General features: G+C 69.8%; 18 protein-coding genes and 1 pseudogene. 10 read left to right on the plus strand and 9 right to left on the minus strand.

Annotated elements, in window-relative coordinates; translation table 11 throughout:
* Positions 1–107: 107 nt before the first annotated feature.
* The 4 genes from sigM (at position 108) to trxA (ending at position 3,214) form a co-directional block, all read left to right on the plus strand.
* Positions 108–815, plus strand: a complete 708-nt coding sequence (sigM, locus tag ACIHFE_RS15185; RefSeq protein ID WP_400106532.1) for an RNA polymerase sigma factor SigM — start codon at positions 108–110, stop codon at positions 813–815.
* Positions 812–1,741, plus strand: coding sequence for a hypothetical protein (locus ACIHFE_RS15190; RefSeq protein WP_400106534.1), 930 nt, complete (start codon positions 812–814; stop codon positions 1,739–1,741). Before sigM ends, ACIHFE_RS15190 begins: the two co-directional genes overlap by 4 nt.
* Before the next feature lie 123 nt (positions 1,742–1,864).
* Positions 1,865–2,839: a thioredoxin-disulfide reductase gene (gene trxB, locus ACIHFE_RS15195; RefSeq protein WP_400106535.1), complete on the plus strand. Its 975-nt coding sequence runs from the start codon at positions 1,865–1,867 to the stop codon at positions 2,837–2,839.
* 45 nt (positions 2,840–2,884) lie between these two features.
* Positions 2,885–3,214 carry a thioredoxin gene (trxA, locus tag ACIHFE_RS15200; protein WP_400106537.1) on the plus strand — a complete coding sequence of 110 codons (330 nt, stop codon included), beginning with the start codon at positions 2,885–2,887 and terminating at the stop codon, positions 3,212–3,214.
* Positions 3,215–3,279: 65 nt separating this feature from the next.
* On the opposite strand, the gene ACIHFE_RS15205 is transcribed toward trxA, so the two are convergent.
* The 9 genes and pseudogenes from ACIHFE_RS15205 to rpmH all read right to left on the minus strand — a co-directional run bounded on the left by ACIHFE_RS15205 (position 3,280) and on the right by rpmH (position 10,114).
* Complete coding sequence (locus ACIHFE_RS15205) at positions 3,280–3,897, minus strand: GNAT family N-acetyltransferase (protein ID WP_400106539.1); 618 nt, start codon at positions 3,895–3,897, stop codon at positions 3,280–3,282.
* 316 nt (positions 3,898–4,213) lie between these two features.
* Positions 4,214–5,326, minus strand: a complete 1,113-nt coding sequence (locus tag ACIHFE_RS15210) for a ParB/RepB/Spo0J family partition protein (RefSeq protein ID WP_400106542.1) — start codon at positions 5,324–5,326, stop codon at positions 4,214–4,216.
* Entirely contained in the window at positions 5,323–6,399 is a 1,077-nt protein-coding gene (locus ACIHFE_RS15215) for a ParA family protein (protein WP_400106544.1), read from the minus strand. The genes ACIHFE_RS15210 and ACIHFE_RS15215 overlap by 4 nt, the downstream gene beginning before the upstream one ends.
* 258 nt (positions 6,400–6,657) lie before the next feature.
* Entirely contained in the window at positions 6,658–7,374 is a 717-nt protein-coding gene (rsmG, locus tag ACIHFE_RS15220; RefSeq protein ID WP_400106546.1) for a 16S rRNA (guanine(527)-N(7))-methyltransferase RsmG, read from the minus strand.
* Between the two features lie 160 nt (positions 7,375–7,534).
* A complete protein-coding gene (locus ACIHFE_RS15225; protein WP_400106548.1) occupies positions 7,535–8,059 on the minus strand; it encodes a protein jag in 525 nt (174 codons plus the stop codon).
* A 13-nt stretch (positions 8,060–8,072) separates the two neighbouring features.
* Positions 8,073–9,173 carry a membrane protein insertase YidC gene (gene yidC / locus ACIHFE_RS15230; protein ID WP_400106550.1) on the minus strand — a complete coding sequence of 367 codons (1,101 nt, stop codon included), beginning with the start codon at positions 9,171–9,173 and terminating at the stop codon, positions 8,073–8,075.
* Between the two features lie 3 nt (positions 9,174–9,176).
* Entirely contained in the window at positions 9,177–9,494 is a 318-nt protein-coding gene (gene yidD / locus ACIHFE_RS15235) for a membrane protein insertion efficiency factor YidD (protein WP_400106552.1), read from the minus strand.
* Positions 9,495–9,592: 98 nt separating this feature from the next.
* Positions 9,593–9,952 (minus strand): annotated as a pseudogene (gene rnpA, locus ACIHFE_RS15240) (ribonuclease P protein component); the annotation flags it as partial.
* A gap of 24 nt (positions 9,953–9,976) precedes the next feature.
* Positions 9,977–10,114, minus strand: a complete 138-nt coding sequence (gene rpmH, locus ACIHFE_RS15245; protein ID WP_003949374.1) for a 50S ribosomal protein L34 — start codon at positions 10,112–10,114, stop codon at positions 9,977–9,979.
* A 445-nt stretch (positions 10,115–10,559) separates the two neighbouring features.
* Here rpmH and dnaA point away from each other — a divergent pair, with 445 nt between their 5' ends.
* The 6 genes from dnaA to gyrB all read left to right on the plus strand — a co-directional run bounded on the left by dnaA (position 10,560) and on the right by gyrB (position 19,350).
* On the plus strand, positions 10,560–12,386 hold the full coding sequence (dnaA, locus tag ACIHFE_RS15250; RefSeq protein WP_400106554.1) for a chromosomal replication initiator protein DnaA: 1,827 nt from the start codon (positions 10,560–10,562) through the stop codon (positions 12,384–12,386).
* A gap of 841 nt (positions 12,387–13,227) precedes the next feature.
* Positions 13,228–14,358, plus strand: a complete 1,131-nt coding sequence (gene dnaN, locus ACIHFE_RS15255) for a DNA polymerase III subunit beta (RefSeq protein WP_400106556.1) — start codon at positions 13,228–13,230, stop codon at positions 14,356–14,358.
* 82 nt (positions 14,359–14,440) lie between these two features.
* Positions 14,441–15,352 carry a phosphogluconate dehydrogenase (NAD(+)-dependent, decarboxylating) gene (gene gnd, locus ACIHFE_RS15260; protein WP_400107018.1) on the plus strand — a complete coding sequence of 304 codons (912 nt, stop codon included), beginning with the start codon at positions 14,441–14,443 and terminating at the stop codon, positions 15,350–15,352.
* A 33-nt stretch (positions 15,353–15,385) separates the two neighbouring features.
* Positions 15,386–16,510, plus strand: coding sequence for a DNA replication/repair protein RecF (gene recF, locus ACIHFE_RS15265; RefSeq protein ID WP_400106558.1), 1,125 nt, complete (start codon positions 15,386–15,388; stop codon positions 16,508–16,510).
* The gene (locus tag ACIHFE_RS15270; protein WP_400106560.1) at positions 16,507–17,022 is read left to right on the plus strand and encodes a DUF721 domain-containing protein; all 516 of its coding nucleotides are present in this window, start codon (positions 16,507–16,509) and stop codon (positions 17,020–17,022) included. The genes recF and ACIHFE_RS15270 overlap by 4 nt, the downstream gene beginning before the upstream one ends.
* Positions 17,023–17,328: 306 nt before the next feature.
* Positions 17,329–19,350 (plus strand): DNA topoisomerase (ATP-hydrolyzing) subunit B, encoded by a 2,022-nt coding sequence (gyrB, locus tag ACIHFE_RS15275; protein ID WP_400106562.1) that lies wholly within the window; start codon positions 17,329–17,331, stop codon positions 19,348–19,350.
* Positions 19,351–19,364: the final 14 nt, after the last annotated feature.

Raw genomic sequence — 19,364 nt, forward strand, 5'->3', positions numbered from 1 at the left:
ACCCCATCAGCCGGGCCCCGTTGCCCCTATCCAGCCAAACCCCCTCCTCTCTAAGTTGGTCTTGGCAACGGGCCGTTCCCGGCGCGGGACGGCGCTCTCTGGGCGGGGTGAGTGCGATCACAGCAGACGACCGGCGGCGGGGACCCCGGACAGACGACAGCGAACTGCTCGCCCAGCACCTCGCGGGCGACCCGCATGCCTTCGGTGAACTCGTCCGGCGCCACCGCGACCGGCTCTGGGCCGTGGCGCTGCGCACCCTGGGCGACCGGGAGGAGGCCGCGGACGCCGTCCAGGACGCCCTGGTCTCCGCCTACCGGGCCGCTCACACCTTCCGCGGTCAGTCCGCCGTCACCACCTGGCTGCACCGCATCACCGTCAACGCCTGCCTGGACCGGGCCCGCAAGGCCGCCTCCCGGCGCACCGCCCCGCTCGCCGAGACCGAACGGCTGGAACAGCTCCTGGAACCCCATGAGTCGGCCGCCGAACCCGCCGAACGCGGCGATCTGCACCGAGAGTTGCTCGGCGCCCTGGCCACCTTGCCGCCCGACCAGCGGGCCGCGCTGGTGCTTGTGGACATGCAGGGCTACCCGGTGGCCGAGGCGGCCGCCGTGCTGGACGTACCGGTGGGCACCGTGAAGAGCCGCTGTGCCAGAGGACGGGCCAGACTGCTGCCGATGCTCACCCATCTGCGTCCCGGCGGCAGGGGTAGCCCTCCCGCCGACAGGGAAAGGAACCGGTCGCAGGGGACGTCCGTCCCACCACCGGCGGGGCAGAGTGACACGGATCCAGTGAAGGGCGGAGGTGGACGAGCGTGACCTCGACGACCGGCACGGACGGGCACCCGGAGGTCGCGGAGATCTCCGCGCTCACCGAGGGAGTGCTCCCTCCCGGGCGGACAGCCGACCTGAGGGAGCATCTGGCCGACTGCGCGCTCTGCGCGGACGTCCGCAGCTCCCTGGACGAGATCCGCCGCACCCTGGGCACCCTGCCCGGACCGGTGCGGATGCCCGCGGACATCGCCGGGCGGATCGATGCCGCGCTGGCCGCCGAGGCGCTGCTGGACGCCACCGCCCCGCACACGGTTTCACGTGAAACCACGGCGGTCGCCCCGGATGGGATGCCCCACGACGTGGTTTCACGTGAAACAGCGGCCGGGGACACCGGACGGGCCGCCATGGAGGGGCGTGTTTCACGTGAAACCGGCGACCGTCCGCCGGCCCGGCCGCGCTCGAGCACCGGCCCCGGCCGCCGCCCGCCCGCCGTCCCGGCCCGGCGGCGCCGCTGGTCGCGCGCCCTGCTGGGCACCGCCTGTGCCGCCGCGGTCCTCGGCGCCGGCACCTTCCTGCTCCAGTCCGGCGGGGACGACGGCGGCCAGGCCCGCTCGGCCGCCCCCACCCCGGCGCGGAGCCTGGCCGCCGCGGATCTGCGGACCAGGGCGCACACCCTGCTGAGCTCCCTGGAACCCACCTCGACCCGTGGCATGAGCGCCCAGAACTCCTCCGAGACCCTGCGGGACTCCGGGGCCACCGCCCCCGCCTGTGTCCGCGAGGGCATCGGCCGCCCCGAACAGGCGCTGGCCACCCGCCAGGAGAGCTTCTCGGGCTCCGACACCTATCTGGTGCTGCTGCCGCACCCCGGAGATGACACCCTGGTGGACGCCTATGTGGTCTCCGCGGCCTGCGCCTCCGCCTCTCCCTCGGTGCCGGGCCGGGTGCTGACCCACCAGACCGTGCCACGCTGAGCGCACCCGCCGCTGCCACTGCCGGGGTGCCACCGCGGGGAATGCTCGCCCCGTAGGATCCGTTGGGTGGGGTGAGACCCAGCAAGGACCTCAGTCAGCAGTCGGCAGACAAGGAAGACACCCGTGAGCGACGTCCGCAACGTGATCATCATCGGCTCCGGGCCCGCGGGCTACACCGCCGCGCTCTACACCGCCCGTGCGTCGCTGAAGCCCCTGGTCTTCGAGGGCGCCGTCACCGCCGGTGGTGCCCTGATGAACACCACCGACGTGGAGAACTTCCCCGGCTTCCGCGACGGCATCATGGGCCCGGACCTGATGGACAACATGCGGGCCCAGGCCGAACGCTTCGGCGCCGAGCTGATCCCGGACGACATCGCCGCGGTCGACCTCAGCGAGGACATCAAGACGGTCACCGACTCCGCCGGCACCGTGCACCGCGCCAAGGCCGTGATCGTGGCCACCGGCTCCCAGCACCGCAAGCTGGGCCTGCCCCGCGAGGACGAGCTGTCCGGCCGTGGCATCTCCTGGTGCGCCACCTGCGATGGGTTCTTCTTCAAGGACCAGGACATCGTGGTGGTCGGCGGTGGCGACACCGCGATGGAGGAGGCCACCTTCCTCTCCCGGTTCGCCAAGTCCGTCACCGTGGTCCACCGCCGTAACGCCCTGCGGGCCAGCAAGGCCATGCAGGAGCGCGCCTTCGCCGACCCGAAGATCTCCTTTGTCTGGGACAGCGAGGTGGCCGAGGTGCACGGCGAGACCAAGCTCTCCGGCCTGACCCTGCGCAACGTCCAGACGGGGGAGACCTCCGAGCTGCCCGTCACCGGCCTGTTCATCGCCATCGGCCACGACCCGCGCACCGAGCTGTTCAAGGGCCAGCTGAACCTGGATGACGAGGGCTACCTCAAGGTCGACGCGCCCTCCACCCGCACCAACCTCAAGGGTGTCTTCGCCGCCGGTGACGTGGTCGACCACACCTACCGCCAGGCGATCACCGCCGCCGGCACCGGCTGCTCGGCCGCCCTGGACGCCGAGCGCTTCCTGGCCGCCCTCGCCGACGGCGAGAACGTCCGCGAGCCCGAGCAGACCCCGGCCGTCTGATCCACCCCCACCCCCACCCCTACCGAAAGATCCAAGGAGACCTCAATGGCTCTCAAGGCCGTGACCGACGCGTCCTTCGACGAGGACGTGCTCAAGAGCGACAAGCCCGTGCTGGTCGACTTCTGGGCCGCGTGGTGTGGCCCCTGCCGCCAGATCGCCCCCTCCCTGGAGGCCATCGCCGCCGAGCACGGTGACAAGCTGGAGATCGTCAAGCTGAACATCGACGAGAACCCGGATACCGCCGCCAAGTACGGCGTGATGTCGATCCCGACCCTCAACGTCTACCAGGGCGGCGAGGTCGTGAAGACCATCGTCGGCGCCAAGCCCAAGGCCGCGCTGGAGCGCGACCTGGACCCGTTCCTGGCCGGCAAGTAGTCGTCGCACGCCGCTGTTTCACGTGAAACGGGGCCGCCCCTCGCCAGGGGCGGCCCCGTTTTCCGTCATAGCGGCCGCAGCGCCGGTTCCTTCTGCACCGCGCCCAGCAGCCGGTCCAGCGCCAGCTCCACGTCCTCCTTCCAGGACAGCGCCGACCGCAGCTCCAGCCGCAGCCTGGGGTAACGCGGATGCTGCCGCACCGTCTTGAAACCCACCGCCAGCAGATGCTCGGCGGGCAGCACACAGGCCGGTTCCTTCCAGCAGGCGTCGCCAAAGGCCTCGATCGCCTTGAAGCCTCGCCGCAGCACATCCTTGGCGACGGTCTGCACCATCACCCGCCCCAGCCCCTGCCCCTGGTAACGCGGCATCAGCCAGGCCGTGGTCAGCTGTACCGCGTCCGCGGCGACCGGACTGGTGGGAAAGGCCGTTGAGCGCGGCACATAGGCCGGCGGGGCATAGAGCACAAAGCCCACCGGCACCTCGTCGACATAGACCACCCGGCCACAGGAGCCCCACTCCAGCAGCACTGCGGAGATCCAGGCCTCCTTCTCCAGCTCCGGCCGGCCGGCCCTCAGCGCGGCTTCACCACTGACGGGGTCCAGCTCCCAGAAGACACAGGAGCGGCAGCGCTTGGGGAGGTCCGGGAGATTGTCCAGCGTGAGCGGTACCAGCCGACGCCCCATGAAGCCAGTTCCTCACTTCCCTCACGGGCTACGGCCTCGGCGGCACTCAGCGCGCTGCGCTCCCTGAGCAGGCTGCCGACGAATCCGCCGACCGCCCCCAGGCTCAGGCCCGTCACCACCAGTCCGGCCCGGCTCACCGTTCGCATGGCCTCGCCCCTGTCGTGAACGACGTCAACGTGTCCCACTCGGTGTGCTGGTGCGCCACACTCCAACGCATCGTATCCGCAGGCCCATTGGGCGGACAGCCGGACAAGGCAAAGGGCGGGTCGTGTTTCACGTGAAACACGACCCGCCCCTCGGCGGTCACCGCACGGCGCTAGTCGTCCGTGTCCCCGTCGGACAGCTTCTGGTCCAGCACGCCGCCCTCGCCCGGGGCCATGCTGCCCAGAATGCGCTCCAGATCCTCGATGGAGGCGAACTCCACCACGATCTTGCCCTTCTTCTGGCCGAGGTCCACCTTCACCCGGGTCTCAAAGCGGTCGGACAGCCGGGAGGCCAGATCGCTCAGCGCCGGAGAGACCCGGGCGCCCGCCCGGGGACCCTTGGCCTTCGCCGGGCGCTTGGTCCGGGAGGACATCAGATGGACGATCTCCTCCACGGACCGCACCGAAAGCCCCTCGGCCACGATCCGCCGCGCCAGCTTGTCCTGCTCCTCGGCGTCGTCCACGGCCAGCAGCGCCCGGCCGTGCCCCGCCGACAGCACCCCGGAGGCCAGCCGCTGCTGCACCGCCGGAGTGAGCTTCAGCAGGCGCAGGGTGTTGGAGACCTGTGGCCGGGACCGGCCGATGCGGTCGGCCAGCTGGTCATGGGTGCAGCTGAAGTCCTTGAGCAACTGGTCGTAGGCGGCGGCCTCTTCCAGCGGATTGAGCTGGGCCCGGTGCAGGTTCTCCAGCAGCGCGTCCAGCAGCAGCTTCTCGTCGTCGGTGGCCCGGACGATGGCCGGGATGCGCTCCAGCCCGGCTTCCCGGCAGGCCCGCCAGCGGCGCTCGCCCATGATGAGCTCATAGCGCTCCGGCGCCGTCTGCCGCACCACCACCGGCTGGAGCAGCCCCACCTCGCGGATGGAGGTCACCAGCTCGTCGAGGGCCTCCTCGTCGAACACCTCCCGGGGCTGGCGGGGGTTGGGGGTGATGGCATCCAGCGGCAGCTCGGCGAAGTACGCCCCGGCCACCGTCCCGCCCGGCTCCCCCGGGGCAGCGTCCACCGCCGCCATGGCCGGCGGCTCGGTTTCCCGTGAAACGGTCTCCTGCTGGGGCGCCGTCAGCATGGCCACCTGCAGCGCCGCGCCCCGGTCCGCCGTCAGCACCGGAACCGCGGTGGGTGAGGTGGCACCGAGCCCCGTCATGGGCGTGTCGCTCTCCGGCCCCGTCGGTGCCGCCGGGATCAGCGCACCGAGCCCACGGCCCAGTCCCCTACGTCGCTCACTCACTGCAGCCCCTCCGACATGCTGTGCTGGTCTTGCTGTTGCTGTTGGCCCGCCTGCTGCTGCCCCATCTGCTGCTGGCTCACCACATGGGCGGCCGCGCCGGGTTCATAGCGGACCCCGACCCCGCGCAGCGCGATCTCCCGGGCCGCCTCCAGATACGACAGCGCGCCGCTGGAGCCCGGGTCATAGGTGAGCACCGTCTGCCCATAGCTGGGCGCCTCGGAGATCCGGACCGAGCGCGGGATGCTGGTGCGGAGCACCTCCTGGCCGAAGTGGCTGCGCACCTCCTCGGCCACCTGCGAGGCCAGCCGGGTCCGGCCGTCGTACATGGTCAGCAGGATGGTGGAGACATGCAGCTTGGGGTTGAGGTGGCCGCGTACCAGCTCCACATTGCGCAGCAGCTGGCCCAGGCCCTCCAGCGCGTAGTACTCGCACTGGATGGGGATCAGCACCTCGGCCCCGGCGACCAGGGCGTTGACGGTCAGCAGGCCCAGGGAGGGCGGGCAGTCGATGAGGATGTAGTCCAGCGGCTGCTCATAGGCCTTGATCGCCCGGTCCAGCCGGCTCTCCCGGGCCACCAGCGAGACCAGCTCGATCTCGGCACCGGCCAGGTCGATGGTGGCGGGGGCGCAGAACAGCCCCTCCACATCCCGTACCGGCTGGACCACATCGGAGAGCTGCTTCTGGTCCACCAGGACGTCATAGATGGACGGCACCTCGGCATGGTGGTCGATGCCCAGTGCCGTGGAGGCGTTGCCCTGCGGGTCCAGGTCGACCACCAGCACCCGGTTGCCGTGCAACGCCAGCGAGGCGGCCAGGTTCACCGTGGTGGTGGTCTTGCCGACCCCGCCCTTCTGGTTGGCGACCACCATCACCCGGGTCTGGTCCGGCCTGGGCATCGGCTGCGGCGTTTCACGTGAAACCGCGTCCCCGGGAGCCAGGGGAGCAGGTACCGGTTCGGAGTCGGCGGGGCGGGGACCGGGGACCGGATCGGCCATCGGCCCCGCGATATTGGCGTCGGACCGCAAGGATTCACTCTCCTCGACATCAGGCTCGCGATGTGCAGAGCCTGCCATGTTTCCAGGGCCGTGAACCAGCAAGCCCCGCTCTGTGGTGAATGAGTCCACTTCCCCCGTGGAGACACCCACGTCCGCGACCGGCCTGCGGTCGCGACCGGCGGCCACCCGGCCGCGACTGATGATCCCATGCAACAAGGAGCGATGTTTCACGTGGAACACCATGCATAGCACCCACCGCTACCCCACCGCGACACTCCGGTTTGGGTAGTTTTGGCAGCTTGTATGGAGCATGGTGCTGGGCGGAACGGGCGGCCCTCAGCGCCGGCGGCGGGACCGGCCCACCCGGGCGGCCTTGGCCCGCTTGGCCGCGAACCGCACCCCGCCCGGGCTCTCCCCGACCTCGACCCGCACCAGGGTGGACGGCGGATCCACCACTCCCGCTCCGACCTGGAGCACCGAGGTCTCCACCACACCGAGCTTGCTCAGCGCTGCCCGGGCGCTCTTGAGCTCCTCCTCGGCGGTGTCCCCCTTGAGGGCCAGCATCTCGCCGTACGGCCGCAGCAGGGGCACGCCCCAGCTCGCCAGCCGGTCCAGCGGGGCCACCGCCCGCGCGGTCACCACATGCACCGGCGGCAGCTTGCCCAGCATCTCCTCGGCCCGGCCGCGCACCACCGTCACATGGTCCAGGCCCAGCAGCTCCACCACCTCGGACAGGAAGGTGGTCCGCCGCAGCAGCGGCTCCAGCAGGGTGATCTGGAGGTCGGGACGGACCAGGGCCAGCGGGATGCCCGGCAGGCCCGCGCCGGAGCCCACATCACAGACCGAGACGCCCTCGGGCACCGCCTCGGAGAGCACCGCGCAGTTCAGCAGGTGCCGCTCCCAGAGCCGGGGCACCTCCCGGGGACCGATCAGCCCGCGCCGCACACCGGCGTCGGCGAGCAGCTCCGCGTAGCGCACGGCATCCGCAAACCGGTCGCCGAAAACCTCCCGGGCCTCGGGGGGCGCCGGCGGGAGCTCCGCTGCCTCGTCCACGGGAAACCGTCCTTCCAACGTTCTGAGCGTGCACTACGCACTACAGGCACTACGCACTACAGGCACTACAAGGAACTGACTACCAGGCTGACAAGGATCGGCCCCGCCTGCGCGCAGACGGGGCCAGAGATACCTGGGACTACTCGATCGGGGACCGGGCTCAGGCGGGCAGCACGACCACGCGGCGCTGCGGCTCCTCGCCCTCGGACTCGCTGCGCAGCCCCGCGGCGGCCACCGCGTCATGGACCACCTTGCGCTCGAAGGGGGTCATCGGGTCCAGCTTGACCGCCTCGCCGGTGGCCTTGGCCTCCGCCACCGCCTGGGCACCCAGCTTGGCCAGCTCCGTCCGCTTACGGGCCCGGAAACCGGCGATGTCCAGCATCAGCCGGCTGCGGTCACCGGTCTCCCGGTTCACCGCGAGCCGGGTGAGCTCCTGGAGCGCCTCCAGCACCTCGCCGTCGCGGCCCACCAGCTTCTGCAGGTCACGGCTGTCGGCGTCGTCGCTGATGATGGAGACCGAGGCCCGGTCGGCCTCGACATCCATGTCGATGTCGCCGTCGAGATCGGCGATGTCCAGCAGACCCTCGAGGTAGTCGGCCGCGATCTCGCCCTCCTGCTCCAGGCGGGACAGGGTGTCGGTGCCCTCGGCGGCGGCCGCACTGGTCTGGTGCTGGGTGTCCGTCACGGTGGACTCCTTCTTACTTCTTGGACGAGGGGTGCTGAGGCCGCTGCTGGCCCTTGCGCTGCCCGGACTTGGCGCTACGGGACGAGGAACCGCGCTGCTCGGGCTTGGCGTCCTCGGGCTCCTGCTTGGCCGCACCGTTGCCGGACGAGGCCCGGGTGCGGGGCTGCGCGGGACCGGCCGGAGCGCTGGTCTGCCGCTTGGCCTTGGTCTGGCGCTTGGGCTGCTGGCGCGCGGACCGCGCGGCCTCGGCGGCCTCCTTGGCCGCCACCTCGGCCGGGTCCTCCTTGAGCTTGCCCTTGGCGCGCAGCCGCTCCTGGCGCTCCTGGTAGGCGAGGCTGCCCGGGGTGGGGTTGCGGCGGATGACGAACATCTGCTGGCCCATGGTCCACACGTTGGTGGTCAGCCAGTAGACCAGGACACCGACCGGGAAGTTGATGCCGAAGACGGCGAACATCACCGGGAAGACGTACATCAGCATCTTCTGCTGCTGCATAAACGGCGTCTTCACCGTGAGGTCGACGTTCTTGGTCATCAGCTGGCGCTGGGTGATGAACTGCGACAGCGACATCATCACGATCATGATGATCGTGACCACCCGCACATCGGTCAGGCTGGCCCCGAGGGACTCGACCTTGGCGGCGCTGTCCATGAACTTCACCGACAGCGGGGCACCGAAGATGTGCGCGTGACGGGCGCTGGTCAGCAGGTCCTGGTTGATGAAGCCAACCGTCTTGCCCTGGGCGATGTGGTTGAGGACCTGGTACAGCGAGATGAAGAAGGGCGACTGCGCGATGATCGGCAGGCAGCTGGAGAGCGGGTTGGTGCCCGTCTCCTTGTAGAGCTTCATCATCTCTTCGGACTGGCGCTGCCGGTCGCTCTTGTAACGCTCCTGGATCGCCTTCATCTTCGGCTGGAGCGCCTGCATGTTCCGCGTCGCCTTGATCTGCTTGACGAACAGCGGAATCAGGCAGACACGGATCAGCACCACCAGCGAGACGATGGACAGACCCCACGCCCAGCCGCTGTCCCTGTCGAACATCAGGCTGTAGAACGAGTGGAACTGGACGATGATCCAGGAAACTGCGTAATAGAGAGGACCGAGGATCGTGTCCACGAATCAGGCTCCTTGGGCGTTGGGCTGAGTCTCGGGCTGTGCGGCGGGCCCCAGCACGGGGTGCCCGCCCAGTCGGCTCCTCAGCCGCTGGTGCCAGACCGGACGCTTCCGGGGAGGTACGTGGTCGACGCCACCGAGCGACCACGGATTACAGCGCAGGATGCGCCAGGCCGTCAGCGCCGTTCCTTTGATCGCGCCATGCACCTGGATGGCCGTATAGCCGTAGTGCGAGCACGAGGGGTAGTACTTGCAGACCGGGCCCAGCAGCGGGCTGACGGTCCACTGGTACAGCTTGATCAACCACAGCAGCGGATACTTCACCGTGCGCTCCCTCCCGGGCCTCGGCCCGGTGTCCGGAGATCGCCCTCCGGGGGATTGCAGCTTCGCGGCGCCCTGCTCCCGGCAGCACCGGGAACATCCCCACCCAACAGCCGCTGCAGCGCGGTATCCAGGTCGCGGGCCAGCTGACCGTGATCCGCCTCGCCCGCGCCCGGCAGGGCGCGTACCACCACCAGGCTACCGGCGGGCAGCAGATCCAGCCGGTCACGCATCAGGTGGCGCAGCCTCCGCTTGACGAGATTGCGGACCACGGCGGAACCCACTGCCTTGCTCACGACGAAACCCGCACGTACCGGGGGAGCACTCTCCCCAGGTGCGTGCGGGTCCGTTGCGCCGCTGCGCAGGTGGACGACGAGGAGCGGGCGGCCTGCCCTGCGCCCTCGCCGGACCGCGGTCGCGAAGTCCTCGCGCCGCCTCAGCCGAGACTCGGAAGGCAGCACATCAGGACCTTGGCGTCAGGCCGGTCAGGCCGACAGGCGGGCGCGACCCTTGCCACGGCGGGACGCGAGAATCGCGCGGCCGGCACGGGTGCGCATACGCAGCCGGAAGCCGTGGGTCTTCGCGCGGCGGCGGTTGTTCGGCTGGAAGGTGCGCTTGCTCACTCGGGGGCTCCAGAAATGAATCGTGTGATGGCGTGACATCGCCTGGCTGTCACCGTGCGCCCACGAGAAGCTCGCAAGTGCGCGATTGCACCGCTTCACGATCATCTTCCGCTACGGAAGAGTGACCCTTGCCCATCGGAGGCAGGCGGCAGCAGCCATCGACAACTCGACCGGGCTACGGTACGCGTGATTACGCCATCCGGTCAAACCGGGAGCGCACCAGCCACCACCGTAGCGTTCCACGGGCCCGGCCGGACGACGCCATGCCTGGGACGCCGGGATGGCCATCGCATGGCACAGTTGTGCACACCCTGTGGACAACGACTTGAACCACGCCCCGCGGCCTGACTACCGTGACTGAACTCCGAATCCTTCCCGCCCGTCCCGAGAACCACACTTTCGTGGGACTCAAGGGCTCCCCAAGCTGACCGAGAGAGCGTGCCCTGTGGCTGACCTGCCTGCCGATCTTGCCGCAGTCTGGCCGCGCGTGCTGGAACAGCTGCTCAGCGAGGGCCAGGGCGTCGAGAGCAAGGACGAGCACTGGATCCAGCGCTGCCAGCCGCTGGCCCTGGTGGCCGACACCGCGCTGCTCGCGGTGCCCAACGAGTTCGCCAAGGGCGTACTGGAGGGCCGGCTGGCCCCGCTGGTGAGCGAGACCCTCAGCCGGGAGTGCGGCCGGCCGATCCGGATCGCCATCACCGTCGACAACACCGTCGGCCAGGAAAGCGCCCCGCCGGAGCGCCCGCAGCGCTTCGAGCCCCCCGCCGCCCAGGGCCGGGACGGCTACGAGGGCTATGACGCGCGCGGCGGCTACGAGCCCCGCGAAGCCCGTGAGCCCCGTGAGGCCCGCGATCCCTACGGCCGCCAGGGCGCCGCCGAGGAGCTGCCCGCCGTCCGCCCGGCCTACCCCGACTACGACCGGCCCCGCACCGAGCCCGGCGCCTGGCCGCGTCACCCGGCGCCGCCGGCCCAGGAGCGCGGCGACTACGGCTGGCAGCAGCCGCGCCTGGGCAGTTTCGCGGAGGCCGAGCGGGACCCGTACGGCACCCAGCCGCCCTCCGCCGGCTATGAGCCGCAGCAGAACGACTACCGCCCCGGCACCCCGGCGTACGAACCCCAGCGCCGCGAGCTGCCCGAGCCCCCCGCGCGCGGCAGCGGCCAGAGCGAGCGCCCCACGCCCGGCGGCGGCTCCGGCGACCGTCCCACCGGCGGCTCCGGTACCTCTGGTCCCGCTGAGCCCACCGCTCGCCTGAACCCCAAGTACCTCTTCGACACCTTTGTCATCGGCGCCTCCAACCGCTTCGCACACGCGGCCGCGGTGGCGGTGGCCGAGGCGCCGGCCAAGGCCTACAACCCCCTGTTCATCTACGGGGAGTCGGGGCTGGGCAAGACCCATCTGCTGCACGCCATCGGGCACTACGCGCGCAGCCTCTACCCGGGCACCCGGGTGCGTTATGTGAGCTCGGAGGAGTTCACCAACGAGTTCATCAACTCCATCCGGGACGGCAAGGCGGACGCGTTCCGCAAGCGCTACCGCGACATGGACATCCTGCTGGTCGACGACATCCAGTTCCTGGCCAGCAAGGAGTCCACCCAGGAGGAGTTCTTCCACACCTTCAACACCCTGCACAACGCCAACAAGCAGATCGTGCTGTCCTCGGACCGGCCGCCCAAGCAGCTGGTGACCCTGGAGGACCGGCTGCGCAACCGCTTCGAGTGGGGCCTGATCACCGACGTCCAGCCGCCCGAGCTGGAGACCCGGATCGCCATCCTGCGCAAGAAGGCGGTCCAGGAGCAGCTCAACGCCCCGCCGGAGGTCCTGGAGTTCATCGCCTCCCGTATCTCGCGCAACATCCGCGAGCTGGAGGGCGCGCTCATCCGGGTCACCGCCTTCGCCAGCCTCAACCGGCAGCCGGTGGACCTGGGCCTGACCGAGATCGTCCTCAAGGACCTGATCCCGGGCGGCGAGGACGCCTCCCCGGAGATCACCGCGCCCGCCATCATGGCCGCCACCGCCGACTACTTCGGGCACACCGTGGAGGACCTGTGCGGCGCCTCGCGCAGCCGGGTGCTGGTGACGGCGCGGCAGATCGCCATGTACCTGTGCCGGGAGCTCACCGACCTCTCACTGCCCAAGATCGGCGCCCAGTTCGGCGGCCGGGACCACACCACGGTGATGCACGCGGACCGCAAGATCCGCGCGCTGATGGCCGAGCGGCGCTCCATCTACAACCAGGTGACGGAGCTGACCAACCGCATCAAAAACGGCTGAGCAGGCACACGAGAACGCCGTCAGGGGCGCCTCGGGACGGATCCCGGGGCGCCCTTCGGCGTTCCAGGGGCCCGCTCGCCCGGGCCGCACCGCCAGCCGCCTGTTCGATTACGGGCCGCCGGCCGCCGGTTCTCCACAGAATCCGCCCGCGACCGGCGTCCACACCCTGGGGACCTGGAAGTTATCCAGATGATGTCCACAGCAGGCCCTGTTGATAGTCCATCAGGGGAGGTCAACGGCGTGTGGATTTGTGGTTGACCGGATTCCACACCCTGTGGACAGCCGGTCCGCGCGCAGCGCGGCCGCCGGTTGTCCACCGCCCGCCCACAGGCAGACCCCTGTTGTGCACAGCCTTTCCACATGGATGTCCACTGTTCGGCAACGAAACGCCCGGCGGCACCGGGGGGAGTGAAAGGCGTCACACCAGGTTGCCGGGTTGGCCTGTGGGGAACGCGGGTAAACCTGGGGACGGCTCTGGGGAGAAGTGCGCCCCGCCTGTGCACCGCCTGTGCAGAACTTTCTGTTCTCCACAGCGACCCCGGTTTTTCCACCACCGCCGCCCACAGGCCCCGTGGACAAAAATCCGCACCTGACCTGGGAGAAGGCGGTTATCCACGGTTTCCACAGGCCCTACTACTACGACCACAGAGTTCAAGCAGGGAAATCGCTTCGAAGTGGGTCCTGTGCACAACTTCGCCTCGGGCCGCCGAACGCCACCCGGGCCGACTTGACCCCGAGCAGCAACAGCTGTCAGCGGTGTGCGTCAGACTGGTCTCCGGCTACTGAAGCCAAGACGAGGCCAGCAAGGCGACGAGCCAGCAACAAGCAGGAGGCGGTTCCGGTGAAGATCCGGGTGGAGCGCGATGTACTCGCGGAGGCAGTGGCCTGGGCGGCCCGTAGCCTCCCGGCCCGTCCGCCGGTGCCGGTCCTCGCCGGCCTGCTGCTGAAGGCCGAGGACGGCACGCTCAGCCTCTCCGGCTTCGACTACGAGGTCTCGGCCCGGGTCTCGGTGGAGGCCGATGTGGAGGAGGACGGCACCGTCCTGGTCTCCGGCCGCCTGCTCGCCGACATCTGCCGCGCACTTCCCAACAGGCCTGTGGAGATCTCCACCGACGGCGTGCGGGTCACCGTGGTCTGCGGCTCCTCCCGCTTCACCCTCCACACCATGCCTGTGGAGGAATACCCGGCGCTGCCCCAGATGCCCACCGCCACCGGCACCGTCCCCGCCGAGGTCTTCGCCTCCGCCGCCGCCCAGGTGGCCATCGCCGCCGGCCGTGACGACACCCTGCCGGTGCTCACCGGTGTCCGCATCGAGATCGAGGGCGACACCGTCACCCTGGCCTCCACCGACCGCTACCGCTTCGCCGTCCGCGAGTTCCTGTGGAAGCCGGAGACCCCCGATGTCTCCGCGGTCGCCCTGGTCCCGGCCAAGACGCTGCTGGACACCGCCAAGTCGCTCAGCGGCGGGGAGAGCGTCTCGCTGGCGCTGTCCGGCTCCGGCGCGGGCGAGGGCCTGATCGGCTTCGAGGGCGCCGGCCGCCGCACCACCACCCGGCTGCTCGAGGGCGACCTGCCCAAGTACCGCACCCTCTTCCCGACCGAGTTCAACTCCGTGGCGGTGATCGAGACCGCCCCCTTCGTCGAGGCCGTCAAGCGCGTGGCCCTGGTCGCCGAGCGCAACACCCCGGTGCGGCTGAGCTTCGAGCAGGGCGTGCTGATCCTGGAGGCCGGTTCCAGCGACGACGCACAGGCTGTGGAAAGGGTCGACGCCCGCCTGGAGGGCGAGGACATCTCCATCGCCTTCAACCCCGGCTTCCTGCTGGAGGGCCTGTCCGCGATCGACTCCCCGGTCGCCCAGCTGTCCTTCACCACCTCCACCAAGCCCGCGCTGCTCAGCGGCAAGCCGGCGGTGGACGCGGAGGCCGACGAGGCCTACAAGTACCTGATCATGCCGGTGCGGCTCTCCGGCTGACGCCATCCGGGACGGAGCGTTTGAGCGCTCCGTCCCGACAGGTGTGCGCCAAGGCCCGGGCGTAGGCTCGGACCGGGGAACCATCCGCAACCACTACGGCACAGAGGAACAACTGATGGAGCTCGGTCTCGTCGGTCTCGGCAAGATGGGCGGCAATATGCGTGAGCGCATCCGCCGCGCAGGCCACACCGTCATCGGATACGACCGCAACCCGGACCTGGCGGATGTCCACAGCCTCAAGGAGCTTGTGGATTCCCTGACCGGTCCGCGCGTGGTGTGGGTCATGGTCCCGGCCGGGGCCGCCACCCAGTCCACCATCGACGAGCTGGGCGAGCTGCTCTCGCCCGGTGACATCGTGGTCGACGGCGGCAACTCCCGCTGGACCGACGACGAGAAGCACGCCGAGGAGCTGGCCGCCAAGGGCATCGGCTTCGTCGACTGCGGTGTCTCCGGCGGCGTCTGGGGCCTGGAGAACGGCTACGCCCTGATGTACGGCGGCGACGCCGGGAACGTGGCGAAGGTCCAGCCGGTCTTCGACGCGCTCAAGCCCGAGGGCGACTTCGGCGCGGTGCACGCCGGCAAGGTCGGCGCCGGTCACTTCGCCAAGATGGTCCACAACGGCATCGAGTACGCCATGATGCAGGCCTACGCCGAGGGCTGGGAGCTGCTGGAGAAGGTGGACTCGGTCACCGACGTCCGCGAGGTCTTCCGCTCCTGGCAGGAGGGCACGGTCATCCGTTCCTGGCTGCTGGACCTGGCCGTCAACGCCCTGGACAGCGACGAGCACCTGGAGCAGATCCGCGGTTACGCGGCCGACTCCGGCGAGGGCCGCTGGACGGTGGAGGCCGCCATCGACAACGCGGTGCCGCTGCCGGCGATCACCGCCTCGCTGTTCGCCCGCTTCGCCTCGCGTCAGGACGACTCCCCGCAGATGAAGATGATCGCCGCGCTGCGCAACCAGTTCGGCGGCCACGCGGTCGAGAGCAAGAAGTAACCCGTAGGACAACAGGAGGCTCGGCGCGCACTCATGCACGTTTCGCATCTCTCGCTCGCCGACTTCCGCTCGTACGCCCGGGCCGAGGTTCCGCTCGGCCCGGGCGTCACCGCTTTCGTCGGCCCCAACGGCCAGGGCAAGACCAACCTGGTGGAGGCCGTCGGCTATCTGGCCACCCTGGGCAGCCACCGGGTCTCCTCGGACGCCCCGCTGGTGCGGCTGGGCGCCGACCGGGCCGTCATCCGCGCCGCCGTGGTGCAGGACGAGCGGCAGCAGCTGATCGAGCTGGAGCTCAACCCCGGCAAGGCCAACCGGGCCCGGATCAACCGTTCCTCCCAGGTCCGGCCGCGCGATGTGCTGGGCATGGTGCGCACCGTGCTGTTCGCCCCGGAGGACCTGGCGCTGGTCAAGGGCGACCCCGGGGAGCGCCGGCGGTTCCTGGACGAGCTGGTCACCGCGCGTTCCCCGCGGATGGCCGGGGTGCGTTCGGACTATGAGCGGGTGCTCAAGCAGCGCAACACCCTGCTGAAGACCGCGGCCATGGCCCGGCGGCACGGCGGCCGTTCCATGGACCTGTCCACCCTGGATGTCTGGGACCAGCATCTGGCCCGGGCCGGGGCCGAACTCCTGGCGCACCGGCTGGAGTTGATCGCCACGCTGCTGCCGCTGGCGGATCAGGCGTATGAGCGGCTGGCGCCCGGCGGCGGCCCGGTGGCCTTCGACTACAAGGGCCCGCTGGGTACCGAGAGCGTCCGTGGCCGCGAGGAGCTGTACCAGGTGCTGCTGGACGCGCTGGGCGAGGCGCGCAAGCAGGAGATCGAGCGCGGGGTGACGCTGGCCGGCCCGCACCGTGACGATCTGGTGCTGCGGCTGGGCCGGCTGCCCGCCAAGGGGTACGCCAGCCATGGCGAGTCCTGGTCGTATGCGCTGGCGCTGCGCCTGGCCTCGTATGAGCTGCTGCGCTCGGAGGGCGCGGAGCCGGTGCTGGTGCTGGACGATGTCTTCGCCGAGCTGGACGCGCGGCGCCGGGAGCGGCTGGCGGAGCTGGTGGCCGGCGGTGAGCAGGTGCTGGTGACGGCGGCGGTGCCCGAGGATGTGCCGGGGGCGCTGAGCGGTGTGCGGTATGCGGTGTCCGAGGGGTCGGTGGAGCGGGCGTGACGGAGCAGACTCCTCAGCCTTCCGGGGTGGATCTGGCGCGGGTGGCGCTGCGTGCCGCCAAGGAGCAGGCGCGGGCGCGCGGCAACGCGGTGCAGCAGAAGAAGCAGGCGCGGCGCGGTGGTCTGCGTTCGGGTGCGCGGGCGGACGGCCGTGATCCGCTGCCGCTGGGGGCGGCGATCAGCCGGCTGATCACCGAGCGGGGCTGGGAGACGCCGGCCGCGGTGGGCGGGGTGATGGGCCGCTGGCCGCAGATCGTGGGTCCGGAGGTGGCGCTGCACTGTGAGCCGCAGCGCTATGACGATCAGGCCCGGGTGCTGACGGTGCAGTGTGACTCCACGGCCTGGGCCACCCAGTTGCGGCTGCTGGCGCCGACGCTGGTGGCGCGGCTCAATGACGATCTGGGTCAGGGCACGGTGCGGTTGCTCAAGGTGCTGGGGCCGGGTGGTCCGGCGCGCCGGTATGGGTCGCTGCGTGCTCCGGGGAGCAGCGGGCCCGGCGACACCTATGGGTGAGCATGGGTGGGCCGTGGCGTATGAGACCCCGCTCACGGTTGCGGGCGGTTGACAGCTCGAAGCGCTGAGTGCCGCTGTGAGCCCCCTGAAGCCCGGGGCCACATATAGGGAGTCGGCTGATGCCGGTTCAGGGCGGCACATGAGGACTCAGGCGCCGCCAAACCCCCATTCATGTCGGAGCTACCGGTAGACTGGTGGCATTCCGTCGCCAATTCGCGGAACAAGTCGAACGACGCAGCCGCTCCTGCCTGTCCGCCGGGTCCAGCCGGCCGGGGGCAACTCCCCGCAGCAGTCAGGGGAAGGGCTGTGCTGTGCCAGAAAGGGCGCTTCGTGGCCGATTCCGGCAACCCCAACGAGAACACCACCCCTTCCGCTCCTGGCGGTGAGACGTCGTACGACGCCAGTGCGATCACCGTGCTGGAGGGCCTGGACGCGGTTCGCAAGCGTCCGGGTATGTACATCGGTTCCACGGGCGAGCGTGGTCTGCACCACCTCGTCTATGAGGTGGTCGACAACTCCGTGGACGAGGCCCTGGCGGGCCACGCGGACACCATCGATGTGACGATCCTGCCGGACGGCGGGGTGCGCGTGGTGGACAACGGCCGCGGCATCCCGGTGGGCATCGTCCCCTCCGAGGGGAAGCCGGCCGTGGAGGTCGTGCTGACCGTGCTGCACGCGGGCGGCAAGTTCGGCGGCGGCGGCTATGCCGTCTCCGGTGGTCTGCACGGTGTCGGCGTCTCGGTGGTCAACGCGCTGTCGTCGCGGGTGGCCGTCGAGGTCAGGACCGATGGCTTCCGCTGGACCCAGGACTACAAGCTGGGCGCCCCCACGGCTCCGCTGCAGAAGAACGAGCCGACGGACGAGACCGGCACCTCGGTGACCTTCTGGGCCGACGGCGACATCTTCGAGACCACCGAGTACTCCTTCGAGACGCTGTCCCGGCGTTTCCAGGAGATGGCCTTCCTCAACAAGGGCCTGACCCTGTCGCTGACCGATGAGCGCCCCGACCATGTGGACGAGGAGGGCAAGCCGCTTACCGTCCGCTACCACTACGAGGGCGGCATCTCGGACTTTGTGCGCTACCTCAACTCGCGCAAGGGCGAGCTGGTGCACCCCACGGTGATCGATTTCGAGGCCGAGGACACCGAGCGCAAGCTCTCGCTCGAGGTGGCCATGCAGTGGAACACCCAGTACAGCGAGGGTGTCTACTCGTTCGCCAACATCATCCACACCCATGAGGGCGGTACTCATGAGGAGGGCTTCCGGGCCGCGCTGACCTCGCTGGTCAACAAGTACGCGCGGGACAAGAAGCTGCTGCGGGAGAAGGACGACAACCTCACGGGTGATGACATCCGCGAGGGTCTGACCGCGATCATCTCGGTCAAGCTGAGCGAGCCGCAGTTCGAGGGCCAGACCAAGACCAAGCTGGGCAACACCGAGGCGAAGACCTTTGTCCAGAAGGCGGTCTACGAGCACCTCACCGACTGGCTGGACCGCAACCCCAATGAGGGCGCGGACATCATCCGCAAGTCCATCCAGGCGGCCACCGCCCGGGTAGCGGCCCGCAAGGCGCGTGATCTGACCCGGCGCAAGGGTCTGCTGGAGACGGCCTCGCTGCCGGGCAAGCTGTCGGACTGCCAGTCCAATGACCCGGCCAAGTGCGAGATCTTCATCGTCGAGGGTGACTCCGCCGGTGGTTCGGCCAAGTCCGGCCGCAACCCGGAGTACCAGGCGATCCTGCCCATCCGCGGCAAGATCCTCAACGTGGAGAAGGCGCGGGTCGACAAGATCCTGCAGAACCAGGAGATCCAGGCGCTGATCTCCGCCTTCGGCACCGGTGTGCACGAGGACTTCGACATCTCCAAGCTCCGCTACCACAAGATCATCTTGATGGCGGACGCCGATGTCGACGGCCAGCACATCAACACCCTGCTGCTGACCTTCCTGTTCCGCTTCATGCGCCCGCTCGTGGAAGCCGGGCATGTGTACCTCTCCCGTCCGCCGCTCTACAAGATCAAGTGGGGCAAGGATGACTTCGAGTACGCCTACTCCGACCGTGAGCGCGACGCCCTGATCCAGCTGGGCCGGGAGAACGGCAAGCGGGTCAGGGACGACTCGGTGCAGCGCTTCAAGGGTCTCGGCGAGATGAACGCCGAGGAGCTGCGGGTGACCACCATGGACATCGACCACCGGGTGCTCGGCCAGGTCACCCTGGACGACGCCGCCCAGGCGGACGACCTGTTCTCGGTGCTCATGGGCGAGGACGTCGAGGCGCGGCGCTCCTTCATCCAGCGCAACGCCAAGGACGTCCGCTTCCTCGACATCTGAGTCGGCCTGGACCA

This window comes from Streptomyces sp. NPDC052396 (assembly GCF_044593195.1).
Classification (GTDB): domain Bacteria; phylum Actinomycetota; class Actinomycetes; order Streptomycetales; family Streptomycetaceae; genus Streptomyces.

Bases quoted from the DNA above. Each gene is read 5' to 3' on its own strand.
- ACIHFE_RS15215 (WP_400106544.1), bottom strand. From the start codon at position 6,399: ATGGCAGGCTCTGCACATCGCGAGCCTGATGTCGAGGAGAGTGAATCC.
- recF (WP_400106558.1), top strand. From the start codon at position 15,386: ATGCACGTTTCGCATCTCTCGCTCGCCGACTTCCGCTCGTACGCCCGG.
- ACIHFE_RS15205 (WP_400106539.1), bottom strand. From the start codon at position 3,897: ATGGGGCGTCGGCTGGTACCGCTCACGCTGGACAATCTCCCGGACCTC.
- trxA (WP_400106537.1), top strand. From the start codon at position 2,885: ATGGCTCTCAAGGCCGTGACCGACGCGTCCTTCGACGAGGACGTGCTC.